18 protein-coding genes are annotated in these 20230 nt (G+C 65.0%); 14 read left to right on the top strand and 4 right to left on the bottom strand.

What is annotated here, in order from left to right:
• Positions 1-70: 70 nt before the first annotated feature.
• Complete coding sequence (locus AB0323_RS22120; RefSeq protein WP_366179245.1) at positions 71-1000, top strand: hypothetical protein; 930 nt, start codon at positions 71-73, stop codon at positions 998-1000.
• A gap of 152 nt (positions 1001-1152) precedes the next feature.
• Here the strand turns inward: AB0323_RS22120 and AB0323_RS22115 are convergent, their stop codons facing one another.
• A complete protein-coding gene (locus AB0323_RS22115; RefSeq protein ID WP_364537765.1) occupies positions 1153-1854 on the bottom strand; it encodes a queuosine precursor transporter in 702 nt (233 codons plus the stop codon).
• 326 nt (positions 1855-2180) lie between these two features.
• Between AB0323_RS22115 and AB0323_RS22110 the strand changes: the two genes are divergently transcribed.
• Both AB0323_RS22110 and AB0323_RS22105 read left to right on the top strand, forming a co-directional pair.
• Positions 2181-2546 (top strand): DUF1801 domain-containing protein, encoded by a 366-nt coding sequence (locus AB0323_RS22110; RefSeq protein ID WP_366179244.1) that lies wholly within the window; start codon positions 2181-2183, stop codon positions 2544-2546.
• 31 nt (positions 2547-2577) lie between these two features.
• Complete coding sequence (locus AB0323_RS22105) at positions 2578-3111, top strand: DUF6036 family nucleotidyltransferase (RefSeq protein ID WP_366179243.1); 534 nt, start codon at positions 2578-2580, stop codon at positions 3109-3111.
• Positions 3112-3267: 156 nt separating this feature from the next.
• On the opposite strand, the gene AB0323_RS22100 is transcribed toward AB0323_RS22105, so the two are convergent.
• Positions 3268-4779, bottom strand: a complete 1512-nt coding sequence (locus AB0323_RS22100) for a helix-turn-helix domain-containing protein (protein ID WP_366179242.1) — start codon at positions 4777-4779, stop codon at positions 3268-3270.
• Between the two features lie 155 nt (positions 4780-4934).
• Here AB0323_RS22100 and aceA point away from each other — a divergent pair, with 155 nt between their 5' ends.
• Together aceA and aceB are read left to right on the top strand one after the other, a co-directional pair.
• The gene (gene aceA, locus AB0323_RS22095; protein ID WP_366179241.1) at positions 4935-6278 is read left to right on the top strand and encodes an isocitrate lyase; all 1344 of its coding nucleotides are present in this window, start codon (positions 4935-4937) and stop codon (positions 6276-6278) included.
• A 437-nt stretch (positions 6279-6715) separates the two neighbouring features.
• Complete coding sequence (aceB, locus tag AB0323_RS22090) at positions 6716-8368, top strand: malate synthase A (RefSeq protein ID WP_366179240.1); 1653 nt, start codon at positions 6716-6718, stop codon at positions 8366-8368.
• 199 nt (positions 8369-8567) lie between these two features.
• Here the strand turns inward: aceB and AB0323_RS22085 are convergent, their stop codons facing one another.
• Positions 8568-9764 (bottom strand): MFS transporter, encoded by a 1197-nt coding sequence (locus tag AB0323_RS22085; RefSeq protein WP_366179239.1) that lies wholly within the window; start codon positions 9762-9764, stop codon positions 8568-8570.
• 82 nt (positions 9765-9846) lie between these two features.
• The gene (locus tag AB0323_RS22080) at positions 9847-11067 is read right to left on the bottom strand and encodes an ROK family transcriptional regulator (protein WP_366179238.1); all 1221 of its coding nucleotides are present in this window, start codon (positions 11065-11067) and stop codon (positions 9847-9849) included.
• A gap of 177 nt (positions 11068-11244) precedes the next feature.
• Here AB0323_RS22080 and AB0323_RS22075 point away from each other — a divergent pair, with 177 nt between their 5' ends.
• From AB0323_RS22075 to AB0323_RS22035, 9 genes are all read left to right on the top strand, one after another.
• A complete protein-coding gene (locus AB0323_RS22075) occupies positions 11245-12366 on the top strand; it encodes a Gfo/Idh/MocA family oxidoreductase (RefSeq protein WP_366179237.1) in 1122 nt (373 codons plus the stop codon).
• Entirely contained in the window at positions 12363-13163 is an 801-nt protein-coding gene (locus tag AB0323_RS22070; RefSeq protein WP_366179236.1) for a hypothetical protein, read from the top strand. The genes AB0323_RS22075 and AB0323_RS22070 overlap by 4 nt, the downstream gene beginning before the upstream one ends.
• A gap of 132 nt (positions 13164-13295) precedes the next feature.
• On the top strand, positions 13296-14612 hold the full coding sequence (locus tag AB0323_RS22065; RefSeq protein WP_366179235.1) for an extracellular solute-binding protein: 1317 nt from the start codon (positions 13296-13298) through the stop codon (positions 14610-14612).
• A 10-nt stretch (positions 14613-14622) separates the two neighbouring features.
• A complete protein-coding gene (locus AB0323_RS22060) occupies positions 14623-15585 on the top strand; it encodes a sugar ABC transporter permease (RefSeq protein ID WP_366179234.1) in 963 nt (320 codons plus the stop codon).
• A complete protein-coding gene (locus AB0323_RS22055; RefSeq protein WP_366179233.1) occupies positions 15585-16478 on the top strand; it encodes a carbohydrate ABC transporter permease in 894 nt (297 codons plus the stop codon). Before AB0323_RS22060 ends, AB0323_RS22055 begins: the two co-directional genes overlap by 1 nt.
• Before the next feature lie 41 nt (positions 16479-16519).
• On the top strand, positions 16520-17269 hold the full coding sequence (locus AB0323_RS22050; RefSeq protein ID WP_366179232.1) for a sugar phosphate isomerase/epimerase: 750 nt from the start codon (positions 16520-16522) through the stop codon (positions 17267-17269).
• The gene (locus AB0323_RS22045; protein ID WP_366179231.1) at positions 17266-18402 is read left to right on the top strand and encodes a Gfo/Idh/MocA family oxidoreductase; all 1137 of its coding nucleotides are present in this window, start codon (positions 17266-17268) and stop codon (positions 18400-18402) included. The genes AB0323_RS22050 and AB0323_RS22045 overlap by 4 nt, the downstream gene beginning before the upstream one ends.
• A gap of 10 nt (positions 18403-18412) precedes the next feature.
• Positions 18413-19591 (top strand): Gfo/Idh/MocA family oxidoreductase, encoded by a 1179-nt coding sequence (locus AB0323_RS22040; protein WP_366179230.1) that lies wholly within the window; start codon positions 18413-18415, stop codon positions 19589-19591.
• Between the two features lie 34 nt (positions 19592-19625).
• On the top strand, positions 19626-20230 hold a 605-nt coding region (locus tag AB0323_RS22035; protein WP_366179229.1), incomplete at its 3' end, for a TIM barrel protein.

Below are 20230 nucleotides of genomic sequence, written 5' to 3'. Positions count from 1 at the left end.
TCACCCGGCGTTTTCCACATAGGCGACCACGCGGGTTCCGTGCGCCCCGGCGGGCCGCGAGGCTGGACCAATGACGCCTTCCCAACCACCTTCGCTCCCGGAAAAGGGCAACGTCTGGCGAACCGCTCAACTCCACGCACATGGGCTCAATTCCCGTGCAATCCAACTCTTGGTGCGTCAGGGCAAGCTTGTCCGGCTACGGTACGGCTGCTACATCCGGGCCGAGCTCTGGGAGAAGCAATCCCCTTGGCTCCGAAGCACGCAACTGATCTACGCGCATGCGCATGGAACGCTCACGACGTCGGCGGGAGACTTCGTATACAGCCACACCTCGGCGGCGCGGCTGCACCGCCTTTTCCTCTGGAATGTTGACGACCTCATCCACATCCTGCTTCCGGTCCGGCCGTCCAGCGAGCGCCTTGGCAAGGACGTCCGCGGTCACACCAGGCCTTTCGACGAGTCGGACATTGTGACAATCGGGAATTTGAGGGTCACGTCCTTGGAGCGGACTGTGGTGGATTGCGCCATGCTGCTGAGCTACAAGCAGGCGCTGGTGCTCATGGACCACGGGCTCAGGCTTGGCGCTGATCGTGCGCTTTTGCAGGCCATGGCCGACGCACTGGATGGTCGACGAGGCGTCAGGAACCTTCGAAAGGCCCTCGTCAACGCCGATCCACGATCCGAGTCGGCCGGCGAAACCTTGTGCCGCGAACTCATCTCGCGGCTGAAGTTGCCGATGCCCGAACCGCAGGTTGAGGTGCAGAGCAGGGCAGGTCGGCATCGGCTCGACTTTGCCTGGCGGGACGCAAAGGTCGCGTTGGAATTCGACGGCGAGATCAAATACTTCGATTTCAAGCCGACAGCCGAGGTGATTTTCCAGGAGCGGCGCCGGGAGAAGGCCCTTAGCGAGGACGGTTGGCGCTTCGTCCGCGTCGAGTGGAAGCACCTCTTTCGCGAGCAGGAATTCAAGAGCCGGATACTGAACGCCCTCCGTCGTTAGCCCGCGGCCGCCGCCGCTGCCTTCGCCGCCGTCGAGAACGCCGGAACGCGCCCCGATCGCCGAAACTCTCCGGCGAGCCGGCACCGTTCCGGCGAGCTCGCGTCCCGGGCCGACGCCCGCTCACATATACCGCGTCCCGGACCAACGCCCGCTCACACCCAGTAGCTGGGCTCGCGCTTCTTGATCCAGCCAATGACCAAGGACGTCACGGGCACAAGGATGTATTGGACGCCGACCTTGTATACGAAGCCAACAAGCACGTAATTGACGAAGCTTCCGAAGTCCGTAATGCCGATGACCGAGGCCGCGATGCTGCAGAAGATGAGCGTGTCCACGAATTCCCCCACCCCGGATGAACCCATGAGCCGGGCCCAGAGAGTTTTCTCACCCGAACGGGCTTTCATCTTGACCAGGATCAGGGAGTTGATGGTCTGGCCGGCCAGGAACGCGAGAAGCGAAGCCAGGACGATCTGAGGAACCGGCCCCAGTGCGCCTTCAATCGCAGCCTGCTTGGCGTTGCCGTAATCGTCATTGAAGCCGGGCAGCGCGATGATGATCCAGTAGCAGAGCGATGCGAATGCCGACAGCGCAAACGAGGTGATGATTGCTTTGCGGGCAACCTTGAATCCGTAGATCTCGCTCATCACATCGCCAAGAATGTAGGCAAGCGGGAAGAGGAAGAAACCGCCATCAGTGATGATCGGACCGAAGACGACCCCTTTGGCAGCGCCGATGTTGGACAGGATCAGCACGACGGCCATGCATGCCAGCATGATGCCGAAGTATGGGGAGCCTATTGACGCGAAGCGCGGCGCGGGTTTACTCAGGGTCTGGGATTCTGATGCTGACGTCATCGCTTGTCCGTTCGTAGTGGTTCGCGCAGGCGGCCGGAGTTGGCACGGTGCCCCGCTGTATTAGCACTGGTGGTGGATCCGCCTGCAAACCGCGGAGCCTCCCCCATTCTCGCATCGAGGAATCGAGAATTGTCCGGAAAACTCGCAACCGCCCACAACGCTCCATCAGATCAAGTGAGCGGGCGTACCGCCGAGACCCGTATAGGTGAGCGGGCGTTGGAGTCGCACCGAACCTGTACGACGCCCTCTGGCAGGGCGGCGCGCGCTGAGGCAAGCTTGGTCCAGGACGGGCTGGACGGCGGCCACGGAACGGAGCGGGGAAGCGCATGGTGGAACATTTTGACGCGGTGGACGAGTACATCGCGGCGCAACCCGGCGAGGTGCGAACCATCCTTCAGGAGATCCGACGCCGGGCACTGGCAGCTGTGCCCGGAGCCGGGGACAGGATCAGTTACGGAATCCCCACGATCACCCTCGACAACCACTACGTGGTGTATTTCGCGGCGTGGAAGCACCATATTTCCGTCTATCCAGTGCCCGACGGAGACGAGGACTTCGAGCGGGAACTCGCACCCTACCGGGCCGCCAAGGGCACATTGAAGTTCCCCCTCGGGAAGCCGATTCCGTATGAACTCATCGAAAGAGTGGCAACAGTGCTGGCTGAGCGCACGCGGCACCGGGGCGGCTACTGACAATCGACCTGTGCGGGGGTACGGTACAGCCATGCGCCGCGATGAGCTTGAGCACGCCATCCGGGCCGCTACGGATATCATCCACGGCGACCGCGTGATCGTGATCGGCAGCCAGTCAATTCTGGGATCCTTCACGGAGGACCAGCTACCTGCGACAATCACCATGTCGGACGCGGTCGACATAGCCCCGTTTTCCGACGACGATGCCGGCACGCTTGCCGACAGCATCGATTCCGCGCTTGGGGAGTGGTCGCCTTTCCACAAGGAGTTCGGGTTCTACGTCCAGGCGGCCGAAAGGGAGACTGCGGTGCTCCCGGAGGACTGGGAGTACCGCCTTGTCGGCGTGCGCAATGAGCGGACCCGGAACAGCACCGGACTTTGCCTGGATCCCTACGATCTCTGCGCGGCGAAGCTCATTGCCGCACGCCCCAAGGACCATGCATTCGTTCTGGCACTCGTCGAATCATCCCTCATCGACCGCGTCCGGCTCGTAGACAGAATCAGGATGATCGACCCCTCCGAGCCTCGCCGCGATGCGGCTTTGTCTTGGGCCATGTCGGTCTGACCCGGTCCCGGCCTGCCCCCAAGGAGTAGGCGTCACGCGGGGCAAGTTTTTGAGTCCGCGTCACGGGCCAAGCCGCGGAATTCCGGGGTTGTTCAACCCAAAGGAGTCCAAAAAGTTGCGCAGCGTGACGCGTCCCCAATACAACAGCCCAGAAAACTACCCCGAGTGCGCCTCCAGGAACGCATACACCTCGGTCTCGTCGACGCCGGGGAACGCACCCGGCGGCATGGCGGCCAGCAGGTGCGAGTGGGCGCGCGCGGACGGCCAGGCGTTGCCTGCCCAGGATGAAGCCAACGACGCCGGTGGTCGCTTGCAGCAGTTGGGGTCCGGACACGTCGAGGTAGCCCGCGCCGTCGTCTCCCTCCCGCGGAACCACTTCACGTGCTGGTACGGCACGCCGATGCTCAGGGAAAACTCCCCCGCCGCAGAGCGCTCGGTGCGGGCCGTGCACCAATAGGTGCCGGAGACGGTGTCGGTGTATTGGCTGTAGGCGCTGAACTTGTCCGGAACGTCGAACACGGCACGCGACGTCCATGCTTTGCATGCCGGTTGGCCCTCGATGGCGCCGGTGTGGTCCTGGGGGAAGGCGATGCCGTCGTTCTCATAGGCCTTGTAGATGATGCCGCTCTGGTGGGTCTTCTGGAAGTGGGTGGTGATGCCCAGGTGCTTCGTGGCGAGGTTGGTGAAGCGGTGCGCCGCGGTTTCATAGGAGACGGCGAAGGCGTCCCGGATGTCCTCGACGGCAATCTCCTTGGCGGCCTTCGCCTTCTGCAGGAATTCCAGGGTGGCGTGTTCGGGCAGGAGGAGCGCCGCGGCGAAGTAGTTCGTTGCGACGCGCTGCGCCAGGAAGTCGCCGTAGTTCTTGGGCGTTTCGTGGCCAAGAACGTAATGGCCCAGGGCCTGCAGGAGGACCGAACGGGGATCGTGGTCCTGCCGCTGGCTCTGCGTGAGATAAATTCGGTGATTCTTTAGATCGGTCACCGAGCGGGTGGAATGGGGCAGGTCGCCCACGTGGTGAAGCGTGAATCCGAGGTGGTCCGCGATGTCTGCGATGACGTGCTGGCTCAAGGGACCGGCGGTGTAGCCAACACCTTTGAGGACCTTCTGCGCTTCGGCCTCGTACTCCGGAAAATAGTTGCCGCGCTCGCGCATCATGGCACGCAGTTCACCGTTCGCGCGCCGGGCTTCTTCCGGCGTCGCGATCTGCTCGTTGAGCCTGCGCTCAAGCTCCTGCAGGAGGCCCACTTGCGACTCGAGAACATCGAGCGGTAGCCGTGCGCTGACGCGGATTTTCGGCAAGTTCAGGGACTCATAGAGGGGCCCGCGCTGGTACCGTTCCAGCTCGATTTCCAGGGCGGCCCGGCGGCTGGGCGGCTCCGCTCCGAGCAGCTGGTCGATGCCCACATTCAAGGCGGCCGCGAGTTGCTTCAACAAACCCAGCTTGGGTTCCCGCTTGCCGTTCTCAATGAGGCTCAGCTGGCTAGGGGCAGTCCCGACGGCGGCGCTCAGGTCGTCGAGGGTCAGCCCGGCCTGCTTGCGCAGATACCGCACGCGGCGGCCCAGGCTGATGACGTCCAGTTCGGCGTCGGAGGCAGAGGACGACGGCGGCGGTACTTCGCGATTCCAGCTCACAGGTGACATTTTTTGAGAATACGCGAAGAAGTGCATTTCTTTCCATGGTTTTCCTCTAGAAAGCCTCTTGGAAGTACTGAAAAGTAAGAACTACGGAAACCCCGGCCGGCCTGGACTGCAAAGGCGCAGCGAAGATCGGCCGGGGCTACATACACAGCAATACGCCAAAGTAGCGTCAAAGGAGACAGACAATGACCGCAGCATTTGAACCAGGACAGCCCGCCGCTCAGCAGACCGCAACCGAGCAGGCCGCCGCACTGGAGCTCGAATGGGCTGCCGACCCGCGTTGGGAAGGCGTCACCCGCGATTACTCGGCCACCGACGTCGTCCGCCTCCGCGGCCGCGTCTCCGAAGAACACACCCTGGCCAAGCGCGGCTCCGAGAAGCTGTGGAAGCAGCTCAAGGAAGAGCACAAGGAAGGCAAGTACACCAACGCCCTCGGTGCACTGACCGGCAACCAGGCCGTGCAACAGGTCAAGGCCGGTCTGCGGGCCATCTACCTGTCCGGCTGGCAGGTCGCCGCCGACGCCAACAACTCCGGCCACACCTACCCGGACCAGTCGCTCTACCCGGCCAACTCGGTCCCCACCGTGGTCCGCCGCATCAACAACGCCCTGCTGCGCGCCGACCAGATCGAATTCTCCGAAGGCATCCAGACGGTCGAGGACTGGCTGGTCCCGATCGTCGCCGACGCCGAAGCCGGCTTCGGCGGCCCCCTGAACGCCTACGAACTCATGAAATCCATGATCCAGGCCGGCGCCTCGGGCGTGCACTGGGAAGACCAGCTCGCCTCGGAAAAGAAGTGCGGCCACCTCGGCGGCAAGGTGCTCATCCCCACCCAGCAGCACGTCCGGACCCTGAACGCCGCCCGCCTCGCGGCCGACGTCGCAGGCACCCCGACGGTCGTCATCGCCCGCACCGACGCCGAGGCAGCCACCCTGATTACCTCCGACGTCGACGAGCGCGACCAGGAATTCATCCTCCGCGAAGGGGGACAGCCGGTCCGTACCGCTGAGGGCTTCTACAAGGTCCGCAACGGCATCGAACCCTGCATCGCCCGAGCCAAGGCCTACGCCCCGTATTCGGACCTCATCTGGATGGAAACGGGCACCCCGGACCTCGAGCTGGCCCGCAAGTTCGCCGAGTCCGTCAAGTCCGAATTCCCGGACCAGATGCTCTCCTACAACTGCTCCCCGTCGTTCAACTGGCGCAAGCACCTGGACGACGACACAATCGCGAAGTTCCAGCGTGAACTCGGCGCCATGGGCTTCACCTTCCAGTTCATCACCCTGGCCGGCTTCCACGCCCTGAACTACTCGATGTTCGACCTCGCCCACGGCTACGCCCGCGAAGGCATGAGCGCCTACGTCGAACTCCAGGAAAAGGAATTCGCCTCCGAGTCCCGCGGCTACACCGCAACCAAGCACCAACGCGAAGTCGGCACCGGCTACTTCGACGACATCGCAACTGCGCTCAACCCGAACGCATCCACCCTGGCCCTGGTGGGATCCACCGAAGAAGGCCAGTTCCACTAAAACTTCCCGTTCGACGGCGGGGCGGCATCCGTCCCGAGCTAGCCCGGCTCGCCCCGGGGCGTCTCCGCCGCGCCACCGGCCTACGGACCGGCAATGCTCTGCCTGCTATTCCCCACGTCCCGGTTTCGACCTCGCTGAGCGAGGACGGACCGGGACGCAGGGCCCCTTTTACGCAGGCTGCCGCAATACCCGCCCTCCGGCCTCGAGCGTAAGGCGCCTTTCCGGCGGCCGGGCAAGATGATCCGGAAGCGTGCGTAAAAGGGGCCCTGTCCCCGCCCCGGCCGAGCTTTGCGAGGCCTTTTCGGGCGGGGATGGGGAATAGCACGCGGAGGATTGCCTTGGTTGGCACCGAACCCAGCCACGGACCCGGCACCGTATCGAACCCCCAGCTAAACAGGCCCGCCGTCGAACATTTGCTTCTCTGAGGAGAGATTGAAATGAACAGCTTCACCGACAATTACACGATCAACGGCATCACGCTGACCGCCCAGCCCATCCACCGGCAGAACGAGGTTCTTACTCCGGATGCCTTGGAGTTCGTGGCAGCGTTGCATCGCGCGACGGCGGAGCGCCGCCACGAGCTCATGCAGGCGCGGCACACCCGCCGCGGGCAGATTTCCAGCGGCCAGGATCCGCGGTTCCTCCCGGAGACCGCGGAAATCCGCAACGATCCGAACTGGCGCGTCGCTCCCCCGGCCCCGGGCCTGGAAGACCGCAGGGTCGAGATCACCGGACCGGTTGACCGGAAGATGACGATCAATGCGCTCAACTCCGGCGCCAAGGTGTGGCTGGCCGACATGGAAGACTCTTCCACCCCCACGTGGCGCAACGTCATCCAGGGCCAGCTGAACCTCACGGACGCGCTGGAACGCCGGATCGACTTCATCTCTCCCGAGGGCAAGGAATACAAGCTCCGTGCCGCCGAGGACTTGCCGACCATCGTGGTCCGGCCCCGCGGCTGGCACCTGCCGGAGAAGCACATGCTCATCGACGGGAAGCCCGTTGCCGGTGGCGTGGTGGACTTCGGCCTCTTCTTCTTCCACAACGCCCGCCGCCTGCTCGCACAGGGCAAGGGCCCGTACTTCTACCTGCCCAAGATCGAGAACCACCTCGAAGCGCGCCTCTGGAACGACATCTTCATCCTGGCCCAGGACCTGCTCGGCATCCCGCAGGGCACCATCCGCGCCACAGTGCTGATCGAGACCATCACCGCGGCATTCGAAATGGAGGAGATCCTCTTCGAGCTGCGCGATCACGCTTCGGGACTGAACGCCGGCCGCTGGGACTACATCTTCTCCGTGATCAAGAACTTCCGCACCCGCGGCCCCCGCTTCGTGCTGCCGGACCGCGCCCAGGTCTCCATGACCCAGCCGTTCATGCGCTCCTACACCGAGCAACTCGTCCGGGCGTGCCACCGCCGCGGCGCCATGGCGATCGGCGGCATGGCCGCGGCCGTCCCCAACCGCAAGGACGAGGCCGCCAACACGGCAGCCTTCGAGAAAGTCCGCGCAGACAAGACCCGCGAAGCCGGCGACGGTTTCGACGGTTCCTGGGTTGCGCACCCGGACCTGGTTCCGGTCTGCCGCCAAGTGTTCGACGGCGTACTCGGCAATCGTCCGAACCAACTGGACCGCTCACGCGAGGACGTCACCCCGGACGACCGTGCACTGATCGACGTCGCCTCCACCGTGGGCACCATCACCGAAACCGGCATCCGGAACAACATCGAAGTGGGCATCCGCTACATCGAGTCCTGGCTGCGCGGCAACGGCGCCGTGGCCATCCACAACCTCATGGAAGACGCGGCCACCGCTGAGATCTCCCGCTCACAGCTGTGGCAGTGGATCTACTCCCACGCCATCACCGACACCGGTGAAGTCATCACCCGCGAATGGGTCACCGACCTGCTGGACGAGGAGTTCGCACGCCTCGAACGTTTCGACGACGACCGCTTCAACGATGCCCGCAGCATCTTCGAAGAGGTAACCCTCGCCGAGGAGTTCCCCACCTTCCTGACCATCCCGGCCTACGCCCGCTACCTCACGGAAGCCCGCGAGGAAGCGACCAAGGAAGAACTCGTCGCCGCTTAGGCCCGTAGATAAAGCCGCCGTCCGCTGGGCTGCCTGCACTCTTCGCAACAAGTGACCCCGAAGGCCGGGGAAGCAGCCCAGCGGACGGACCCCCACCCAAGTAGCTCGCATTTGTTGTCGTTTTGACCGCTCATAACGACAACAAATGCGAGCTAGTTGGGCGTACGACGGCGGCCCACACCTGCCGCTGCGAACTCACCTAGCGTTGCCGGGCCACCCAGCGCACCGAGAGGGTAGTGCAGACGCAGAACGCGGCGACCGAGCCAAGGATTACCAGGAGCGGCACGGTCCAGCTGCCGGAGATGCCGTGCACGTAGCCGATGATGGTGGGCGCCAGGGCCGCGAAGCAGTAACCGACCCCTTGCACGACGGCGGACATCTTGCCAGCCGAGGCTTGGTCGCGGGCGAACTTGATGATGGCGATGAAGATGACCGTGATGCCGCCACCCTGCGCGACTCCGCCCAGGGACGACCACAGCCACCACCAGCCCGGAGCCAGCAACAAACCCAGGGGCACGGTGAGCCACAAGGCACTCAAGGTGGCCGCCACCGCCGTCGTACTCGCGAAACGGGCGAGCAGCGGTACACCGAGCCCGCCCAAAATCGCGAAAATCTGGAAGAGCGACGATCCCGCACCGGCTTGTGCGGTGCCCATGCCCAGCTCGTCGGCGAGGAAGCTCGGAAGCCATGCGGTCACTCCGTAGTACGAAAATGCCTGGCCGGCGAAGCCGAGCGTCAGTCCCACCGTCAACCAGCCAACGCCGGAAGCGTTGCCGGACCGCGAGCCTTCGGCGGCCGGAACGGGTTCCGGAACGAACGCGCTGCGGGCACCGACGGTGGGGATCCAGAACAGGATGGCCACCAGGGCCAGGAGGGCACTTGCCGCGAGGGCAAGCCGCCAGCCCACGAGTTCGGCGAGCGGGGCGGTGGCCACCGAGGTCAGGAAGGACCCGATGTTCAGCGCCGCCGTGTACACACCCATCGCGGTTGCCTGGCGTCGCGGCGCGAAGTCCCGGCGGATGATGAGTGGCACTGCGATGTTGCCGATAGTGATGGCGAGGCCGACGAGGACGGTGCCCACCATGACCGGAACACCACCGCCGCTTGAGCGGATCACGACGCCGGCCAGCACACCCACCAGCGTGAGCATCACCGCGAACTCGGCGCCGAACCTTCGTCCGGCCATCGAAGCCAGCGGCGCGGCGAGCGAGAAGCAGAGCACGGGAATTCCCGTCAGCAGCCCGAGTTCCACGGGCGAGAATCCCAGATCCCGTTTCAGGGAATCCACCACTGGCGCCACCGCGACGAAGGGTCCCCGCATGTTGAGGGCAATGAGGCCGATGCACGCGAGGATCAGCCAGCCGCGTGGGACCTTGGCGAGGAATTGGCCGGTCATGGAGCGCAGTAAAGGGCGGGGAAAGTAGGCATCACCTTCATTGCTATCACGGCATGGCGCGGCGGAACGCCATAATGGCCCGTCAGCCCGTTGCTTGGAGCGTGGCTTCGATCACGGCCGGGGACAAAACGTGCTGGGTGACCATCTGGCTCGCACCGAGGATCGCGGCCCGGTCGCCGGCCATCGAGATGCCGATGCGCAGATGCGACGTAGCCAATGGCAGGGAGCGCCGGTAGACAACTTCGCGGATGCCGGCCACGAGGTGCTCGCCGGCCTCCCCCACGCTGCCGCCGATGACGATCATGGAGGGGTTAAGCAGATTGACGACAGTTGCCAGGACATCGCCGACGTCGCGCCCGGCCTGCCGGAGCGCTTGGATGGCCTGCAGGTTTCCCTCGGCTACGAGTCGCAACACATCGCCGCCGTTGCTCGCAGCGAGTCCTTGGGTTTGAAGTTGGCGCGCGATGGCGGGCCCGGAGGCCAGCGCTTCAAGGCAGCCGTAGTTCCCGCAACGGCAGAGGATGTCGTCGCCGCGGGGAACCCGGACATGGCCGAGGTCCCCGGCAGTGCCGTTGGCGCCGCGCTGCAGCTCGCCGCTGCTGATGATGCCGGCGCCGATGCCCGTGGCGATTTTGATGAAGAGCAAATTGTCGTGGTCCGGCCAAAACGCCGTGCGTTCTCCCAAGGCCATGATGTTGACGTCGTTGTCCACCAGCACCGGAACCGGCAGCGAGCGCTGCATGTAAGGGACCACGTCGAATCCGTCCCAGCCGGGCATGATCGGAGGCTTGACCGGCCGGCCCGTGTCGTGTTCCACCGGGCCGGGCAGTCCGATGCCGATCCCGGCAAGGTCCTCAAGGTTGCGGCCGGCTTCGGCGAGCAGTTCCCGCCCTGCCGCGACCACCCTGCCGAGCACCACATCGGGGCCGTCGGCGACTTCCTGTGCGAGGCGGCGCTCGGCAAGGACTGTTCCACCGAGATCGGTGACCGCGACGATCACGTGCGTCGCTCCGACGTCGACCGCCAAGACAACCCGGGCCGCAGGGTTGAAGGCAAAGCGCGACGGCGGCCTGCCGCCACTGGAACTCGCCTCACCGGCGGGGCCAACGAGTCCGGAGTTCATGAGGGCGTCGATGCGCGAGGCGACTGTGGAGCGGGCCAGTCCGGTGGTGAGGGCGAGTTCGGCCCGGGTTCGTGCCTGGCCGTCGCGAAGAAGCTGGAACAGATCTCCCGCACGCGAAAGGCTTCCGGCGTCCTGTACGGAGCCGTCCTTGCCGGGCTCTTTTCCGGGTGCTGAGGTCATGCATTAGTGATAGCACGATTGCTTATGCGTGTCACGCAGCAAAAGATTGTCCGACGAATTCCATCTTTTGCTTGCTCATCGACAAAAGTCATCGTAGGTTGTTCGTGAGAAGGGTCACGTAGCCCACGAAGCCGCGCTGAAACTCCAGAGACTCCGTTTACGAAGAGGTAACTGATCTTGTCTAGCCACTCACAGGCAACACCCTTGCGATCACCACGGCCCCTCGGCATCGGCATCCTCGGCGCCGGCCCAGTCACCCAAGCAATCCACCTTCCTTCCCTCGCCCGGCTCCGGAACATCCTGGAAGTCCGCCACATCATGGACGTCGAATCCTCGGTCGCCGAATCGGTCGCAGCCCGGGTCGGCGCCAACTACAGCACGAGCATGGATGCGCTCCTGGGCGATCCCGACGTCGACATCGTGGCCATCTGCAGCCCCCACCAGTTCCACGCGGACCAAGTCATTGCCGCATGCCGTGCGGGAAAGAAGGCCGTCCTCTGCGAAAAGCCCTTCGCCATGAGCGGCGAGGAAGCGGCCCGGATTTCGGCAGTCAGCGAGGAAACCGGCGTTCCGATCATCGTGGGCGCCATGCACACCTTCGATCCAGGCTGGCTCGCCGCCGAAGCCAATTGGGGCGATCTCCCCGGCAACGTCCACACCATCCGCTCTTCCATCGTCCTCCCGCCCAATGCCCGGTTCGAAGACTTCGCCACCGAAATCATCACCCGGCCCGCAGGCGGCACCCCTGACTACAGCGACGTCGAGGTCATCAAGAATGCCCTCCGAGGCGGCATCATGGGACTCGCCATCCACGACCTTCCCCTCGTCCGCCGCTTCACCCCGGATTTCGAAGACCTCGAGGTGCTGCAGGCGCGCCACGTGCGCCCCTTCGGTTACGTGATCTCCCTCCGGTGCGGAAAACCGGGTGCAAGTGAGCGGATCATCGAGCTCAGGGCAGCCATGAACAAGACGTGGAAGCCGGAATGGGTCTTCGAAGCGATCTCGGACGACACAGCGCTTCGCGTGGACTTCACTCCTTCCTACGTGCAGGCGGGTTCGGCCTTCGCAACCATCACCCGCGGCACCACGAGCACCACGTACGGACCGTTCGAGCACAACGGCTATGAGGGTGAGTGGCGCGAACTCGCCCAACTGGCCCTCGGAACCAAGCAACCGCCGTCGGCCGAAAGCCTCATCAATGACCTCACCTTCGCGATAGCCATTGCCGACGCCACAGTTGATGAGGCGGCAGCCGAGCATGCCCAGCACGCAAACAGCCACGCAGGAGCACGCTCATGAGGACCCAATACACGGTCACTTCCACCCCGCAGGCCGAAGAGAGCGGCGCCGTGGCACTCGCGGTCGCTTCGCTTCCGGCAAGCTTCGGCCCGGTAGCAGCCGGGGAGGCCGCACGGATCTCCGCGATCGAGGGCGCTCCAGGTTGGACCACGGAGGCCATCAAGGCGATCGACGGCGGGGCGTCGGGCATCGTCGTCGTCAATCCTGTACCGGAAAGCACCGCCGCCCTGCTCCACGCCGCTGAAGTGTCCGGCGTCGCGGTTGTCCTGGACCAGCGCTGGGCATCGAACCCCGGTCTCGCCGGAGCAGAAGACGCCGCCCGCACGGCGGCCGGCCGTGCCGCCATGCTGGACTCGGTCGCGACGGCCGCAGCAGGCTCGGATCCGGAGCGGCTGCTCACTGAGCATCTCGCCGCCGTCGTGCGCGTCACCGGCGGGCTGGACGCGCTTCGCCTCCTCCGCCGCGGCACGCACGGCTACACCGCTTCCGGGCGGCTCGCCAACGGTGCTCCGGTTTCGCTCCAGGGCGTTCTGAGCAACTCCCGGCCCGCCGGCGTCGACTTCCGCCTCTACACCGACGACGGCGGTGTCAGCATCACGGTTCCGGAGCCGCATGCCGCGTGGCCGGCGGAGGTCCGGGCCACCGGACCCCAAGGAGAAATCCTCCTGCCCACGCGTTACGAATCCGCCCACCGCACCACCTGGCGCCGGCTCAAGGAACACCTCGACGCCGGCACTCTCCCTTCCGATCTGGCCGGCTTTGCGCGGCTGACCGAATCCATCGCGCACCTGACCTGAACCCGAGCTCTTCAACTACGCAACCAGCAAATCGAGCAAAACAAAGCACCAAAAGCAATCATCAGCCTTCTCGACGACGAGCCGGACCGCATCAAACGCGAAGACCACGCAGCGGTCCCGAAAGGAACCATCATGAATGTTCAGTCCGAAGCCAGCCGCAATTTCTCCCGCAGGGGTTTCCTCGGCCTCACGGCGGCAGCAGCGGCTGTCCCCCTGCTCGCGGCTTGCGGAGGCGGCTCCAGCTCGAGCTCCGGTGGCGGGGCCATCAAGTTCTGGGACATGCCGTGGGCCACCCCGGCCTATAACGATGCCGCGAAGAAGATCACCGAGTCCTACGCCCCGACCGGCAGCAACGGCAAGGCCGGTTACCAGCTCATCCAGTGGAACAACTTCTACCAGACGTTCTCCTCGGCCATTGCATCCAAGACCGGTCCCGCGGTGTCCACCGGTGGCGGTTTCCAGGCCTTCCAGTTCGACCAGCAAGGGCAGATTGCCTACGCGGACAAGGTCATCGACGCGCTCAAGAAGAACGGCCAGTTCGACGACTTCCTGCCCGGCGTGCTTGACCCGTTCAAATCCGACAAAGGCTACGTTGCCGTTCCCTGGCAGCTGGACATGCGCGTCTTCTGGTACCGCAAGTCCCTCTTCGACCAGGCCGGCGTCGCACTGCCCACTGACTGGGCCTCGTTGCTGGATGCAGGCAAGGCCTTGAAGAAGATCGGCGCCTTCGGCTTCGCCACCGGCTCCGGCGCCGGCAACAACATCGGCAACCACTCCATGATCATGATGATGGTCAACAACGGCGGTGGCGTCTTCACCAAGGACGGCCAGCTGGACGTCATGAACGACCGCAACGTCGAAGCCACGGAGTACCTCCTGGAACTGGTCTCCAACGGCATCATCGACCCCGCTGCGGTCAGCTACACCTCGGACAACCTCAACGCGCAGTGGAAGGACAAGAAGGCTGCCTTCGGCCCGTACGTCCTAGGCGTGCCGGCTCGCGTCGGCGACACATCCGGCGACATCATGGTGGCCAGTCCGATCGCAGGCCCGCACGGCGACAAGCACGGATTGGTGTTCCCGAACAACATCATGATGTACAAGAACACCCCGTCCCAGGAATCCTCCGAGGCCTTCCTGACCTACTACATGGGCCAGCTCAAGGAGCTGTGGCGCCAGAAGCTCATGAACGCGCTCCCGGTATTCAAATCCATCACGGAAATGCCCGAATTCACGAGCGACCCGAACAACGTCAAGATCGTCAAGGAATGGCAGCCCATCGCAAAGACCTTCGCCGCGCAGGGAACCTCGCTCAACGCCAACCTCGCTGTCCTCGACGGCGGCCAGGCGCTGAACCAATTCACCCAGACCATCCTGACCGGCAAGACCGACGCCAAGACGGCGCTCACGGCCTTCAAGACCGGCCTCGAGTCCGTCATCAAGAAGTAAAGCCGTCGCCATGGCAACCACAACAACACAATCCGGGCTCGCCCGGGCCCGTCGGGGGCTCGCTCCCGGCGGGTCCGGCGGCGGGTCCCTGAACCGCAAGAGCAAACTTTCGGGGCAAACCAAGCGGACGTTCTTCTGGCTCCTGCTGCCCTCGGTCATCCTGCTCGTCCTGATCCACGGCTACCCGCTGGTCTACGCCGGCGTCCAGGCCACGCACGACGGCTCCCTGATCGACACGGGCAGCTTCGTCGGAGTCGACAACTTCGGCCACGTCCTGACCTCCCCGGCCTTCTGGAAGGCCGCCCAGTTCACCCTGTGGTTCACAATCGTCGGCGTCTTCGGCTCCTGGCTGGTTGGCCTTGGGCTGGCCCTGCTGCTGCGCACCAAAATCCCGGCGGGCGGGACCTTCAAGGTCCTCCTCCTACTGCCCTGGGTCGTCCCGATCGTGGTCTCCTCGACAGCCTGGAACTGGCTCGTCGCCACCCCGGACAGCCTCATCCCCTCCATCTTCCGGAACCTCGGACTCGGCACGCCCCTGTTCCTGGCGGACCCGCACCTCGCCGCCGTCATGGTCATGGTCTTCAAGGTCTGGGTCAGCTTCCCTTTCATGATGATGATGATCTCCGCCGCCCTGGCCTCGGTAGATACCACCGTCTATGAAGCCGCAAGCATGGACGGTGCCAGCAAATGGCAGCAGTTCACCCAGATCACCCTGCCGCTGATCGCCCGCTCCACCTACATCAGCTGGATCCTGATGACGATCTTCTGCGTCAACGACTTCCCCACCATCTACCTCCTTACCGGCGGCGGCCCCGTTGACGCCACCACCTCCCTCGTGGTGCTGGCCTACCGCACGGTCTTCCAGGACTTCCAGACCGGTCCCGGCGTCGCCATCGCCTTCCTCATGACCCTCACCCTCGTCGTCGTGTCGGTCTTCCTGTACCGCCAGATCCGAAGGTCGAGCGTCGAATAATGAGCGCAGTACTCCACGCCCATCCCGAATCCGGACCCGCGCTCGGCGTCGCGGGACCCGAAAAAACCCGCCGCGTCCTCTCCGAAGCAGGCATGCGCGGACGCTGGTGGCGGTTCGTCCTGATCCTTGCCATCACCGCCGTCGTCCTGGTTCCCATCATGGTCACCGTTGTCCTGGCCCTGACACCGGGCCCCAACAGCACCGCGACCGGCCTCACTTTGGAGAACCTCAGCAACGTCTTCTCCAAGACCCTGGCCGCCACCTGGCTCAAGAACAGCCTCATCACCACCGTCAGCACGGTGATCGTCGCCGTCGCCGTGGCCGCGCCCGCCGGCTATGTCCTCTCCCGCGGCCGATCCAGGGCCGTCTCCGGCTACTCGCTGCTGCTGTTCGTCATGCAGTCCCTGCCGATCATCACTTCGGTTGTGCCGTTGTTCATCTTGTTCGCAGGCCTGGGACTCGTGGACAACCTCATGGGACTGATCATTATCTACGTCGGCTCGACAATGACCGTGGCCACGTGGATGATGGCCGCATACTTCGATTCCATCCCGGTCAGCCTCGAGGAGGCGTCGTGGATCGATGGCTGTTCGGTCTTCGGTTCGTTCACGAAGGTGGTGCTGCGCAATTCCCTGCCCGGCATCCTGTCCACCGCCATCTTTGCCTTTCTCCTGGCCTGGAACGACTACCTCGTCGCGATCGTGTTCCTGCGCTCCAACGAAATCTTCACCCTCCCCATGGGCGTCCAGTCGTTCTTCCAGCAAAACCAGACCGACTGGTCCGGCGTCATGGCCCTCGCGGTCATCATGATGCTTCCGCCCATCATCGTGTTCGCCACCCTGAACAAATACTTCAGCGTCGGCGGCATCGGCGGATCCCTCGCCGGCCGCTAATCGAACTTTTTTCACGCAACTGACAAACGCAAAGGAAAACCATGTCTTACTCCATCCAGCTGTACACCCTGCGAAACGCCATGCAGGAAGACCTGCCGGGCACCATCAAGAAGGTTGCCGAGATCGGTTACACGCAGGTTGAGCCCTACAACTTCGTGGCCACAGCGAAGGAGCTAGGCGCTGCTTTGAAGGAGAACGGGCTGAGCGCCCCCTCCGGCCACGCGCCGCTGCTGAGCCAGGACCAGGATGAGATCTTCGCCGCCGCGAAGGAACTGGGCATCAGCACCGTGATCGACCCGTATCTTCCTGCCGAGCACTGGCAGAAAGCCGAGGACATCCAGGCCACGGCGGCAAAGCTCAACGCCGCCGCGAAGAAGGGCGCCGAATACGGCATCCGCGTCGGCTACCACAACCACGCCTGGGAGCTCGAGTCCAGCATCGAGGGCCAGACCGCCCTGGAGTACTTCGAAAGCCTCCTCGACCCTGAACTGGTCCTGGAGGTCGACACCTACTGGGCATCGGTCGGCGGCCAGGATCCAGTGGAGCTGCTCGCCCGCCTCGGCGACCGGGTGAAGTTCATCCACATCAAGGACGGCCCCGGCACCACGGAGACCAAAGCCCAGCAGCCGGCGGGCCAGGGCACCATCCCGGTGCTCGACGTCGTTGCTGCCGCCAAGTCCCTCGAAGTGGGCGTCGTGGAGTTCGACGACTACGCCGGAGACATCTTCGAAGGCATCGCCCAGAGCCTCGCCTTCCTCCAGAACAACGCAGCACAGGACGTGAATGCATGAGCGCCGGAACGCACCAGACCACACCTTCCACCCGCCGGGGTCCCGTAGGCGTCGCCGTCATCGGCGCAGGGAACATCAGCAAGGCGTACCTGGACAACCTGACGGTCTTCCCGGACCTGAAAGTCCATGTCATCGCAGACCTCTTCGAGGACGCCGCGCAGGCGCGGGCCAAGGAATACGGCATCCCGGCGTGGGGCGGGGTGGACGCGGCCCTGAACCACCCCGACGTCGAGATCATCGTGAACCTGACCATCCCGGCCGCGCACGTCGAGGTGGCCACCGCCGCCGTGAACGCCGGCAAGCACGTCTGGACCGAGAAGCCCTTCTCCCTGGACCGCGAATCCGGCCTGGCCCTGCTGAAGACCGCGGACGCGGCGGGCATCCGGCTGGGCTGCGCGCCGGATACTTTCCTGGGCGCGGGCCTGCAGACGGCCCGCCGGATCATCGAACGCGGCGACATCGGCACCCCGCTGACCGCCCTGACGATGTTCCAGACCCCGGGCCCGGAGTCCTGGCACCCGAACCCGGCGTTCCTGTTCGCCCACGGCGCGGGACCGCTGTTCGACATGGGCCCGTACTACATCACCGCCCTGGTCCAGGCCTTCGGGTCCGTCCGGCGCGTGGCCGCCGTCGGGTCCAAGGCCAAGGAAACCCGCGTGGTCGGTTCCGGGCCCAAGGCCGGGGAGGAATTCCCGGTCGAGGTCCCCACCCACGTCTCCGCGATGCTGCAGTTCGAGTCCGGGGCCTCCTCGCACAGTGTCTTCAGCTTCGAATCCCCCCGCCTGCGGATGGGTTTCGTGGAGATCACCGGCACCGAGGGCACCCTGGAAGTGCCGGACCCGAACTTCTTCGACGGGGACCTCAAGCTCTGGCGTGCCGGGGCCCGGGAAGCCGAAACCATCCCCGCCACGGGACCGGCCAACGGCCGCGGCATGGGCGTGCTGGACATGGCCCGGTCCCTGCGCGCCGGTGTCCCGCACCGCGCCCAGGGCGCCTTGGCCTACCACGTGGTCGACACCCTGGTCTCCATCGCCGAGTCCGCCGAAACCGGCACCTTTGTAGGCGTCGACAGCTCCGCCGTCACGTCCCAGGCCCTCCCCGAGGACTGGGACCCGATGGCCGCCACCCTCTAGGAACCCACCCATGACCAGCCCCGCCCCCACCAACCCTCACACCGGCGACCCGGGCAAGACACCCCTGGGTGTTGCCGCGATCGGCTACGCGTTCATGGGCAAAGCCCACTCCAACGCGTGGCGGAACGTGGGCAGCTTCTTCGACGTCCCGGCCTTCGAACAGAAAGTGCTCGTGGGCCGGGACCCGGAACAGGTCGCCGAAGCCGCCGCCAGGTACGGGTGGGCCGAGTCCGCCACGGACTGGCGCTCCGTCCTGGAACGCGATGACATCCACATCGTGGATATCTGCGCTCCGGGCTGGATGCACGCCGAGATCGCCATCGCGGCGCTGGAGGCGGGCAAGCACGTGCTCGTGGAAAAACCCCTTGCGAACACCCTGGCCGAAGCCGAAGCCATGACGGACGCCGCGCGTGCCGCCCGCGCGCGCGGCATCCAGTCCATGACCGGGTTCAACTACCGCAGGGTGCCGGCACTCTCCCTCGCGAAGGAACTAATCGCCGAGGGCCGGCTCGGAACCGTCCGGCACGTCCGCGCCGCCTACCTCCAGGACTGGCTCGTGGACCCCGACTCCCCCATGACCTGGCGGCTCAACAAGGAAACCGCCGGATCCGGGGCCCTGGGCGACATCGCCTCCCACGCGATCGACCAGGTCCTCTTCCTCCTCGCAGACACCGTCACCGAGGTCTCCGGCCGGCTGCACACCTTCGTGGACAGCCGCCCCGGCGCGGATGGTCCGCAACAAGTAACGGTCGACGACGCCGCCTGGGCCACGCTGACCCTCGCCTCCGGGGCGGTCGCCTCGGTGGAAGTCTCCCGCATGGCCACCGGCAAGAAGAACTCGCTCACGATGGAAATCTACGGCGAGAAAGGCTCGCTCCTGTTCGACCTGGAAACCCTCAACGAACTGGGTTTCATGGACGCCACGGTGCCCGTCAGGGAGCAGGGCTTCCGCCGGATCCTCGTCAACGAACCCGCACACCCCTACATGGCCGCCTGGTGGCCCCAGGGCCACGTCATCGGCTGGGAGCACACCTTCACCCACCAGATCCGCGACTTCCTGGCAGCCATCGACGCCGGGACCCCGCCGTCGCCGTCGTTCGAGGAAGGACTCGCCGTCCAGCAGGTCCTGGCCGCCATCGAAGAATCCGCCGACGCCAAGTCCGCCATCATCCAGGTCGCCGGCCACTAAGCACCCCGCAGCGCAATCTTTCATAAGGAGAACCATGTCCCGCCCGTACACCCTGTTCACCGGCCAGTGGGCCGACCTGCCCTTCGAGGACGTCGCGAGACTCGCCTCCGGGTGGGGCTACGACGGCCTGGAAATCGCCGTGTCCGGGGACCACCTGGACGCCTGGCGCTGGGATGAACCCGGCTACGTCGAATCCAAGCTCGCCGTCCTGGACAAATACAACCTCAAGGTCTGGGCGATCTCCAACCACCTCAAGGGCCAGGCCGTCTGCGATGACCCGATCGACTTCCGCCATCAGGGAATCGTCGGGGCCAAGGTCTGGGGCGACGGGGACCCCGAGGGCGTGCGCCAACGCGCCGCGGAGGAAATGAAACACACCGCCCGCCTCGCCCAAGCTCTCGGGGTGGACACCGTCGTCGGGTTCACCGGCTCCTCCATCTGGCAGTACGTCGCGATGTTCCCGCCCGTCCCGGAAAAGGTCATCGAGGCCGGCTACCAGGACTTCGCGGACCGCTGGAATCCCATCCTGGACGTCTTCGACGAATGCGGGGTCCGCTTCGCCCACGAAGTCCACCCGTCCGAGATTGCCTACGACTACTGGACCACCGTGCGAACCCTGGAAGCGATCGGGCACCGGGA

It is taken from the genome of Arthrobacter sp. NPDC080031 (assembly GCF_040702485.1).
In the GTDB taxonomy this organism is placed as follows: domain Bacteria; phylum Actinomycetota; class Actinomycetes; order Actinomycetales; family Micrococcaceae; genus Arthrobacter.
This window is presented reverse-complemented; position numbering and strand designations above follow the sequence as displayed.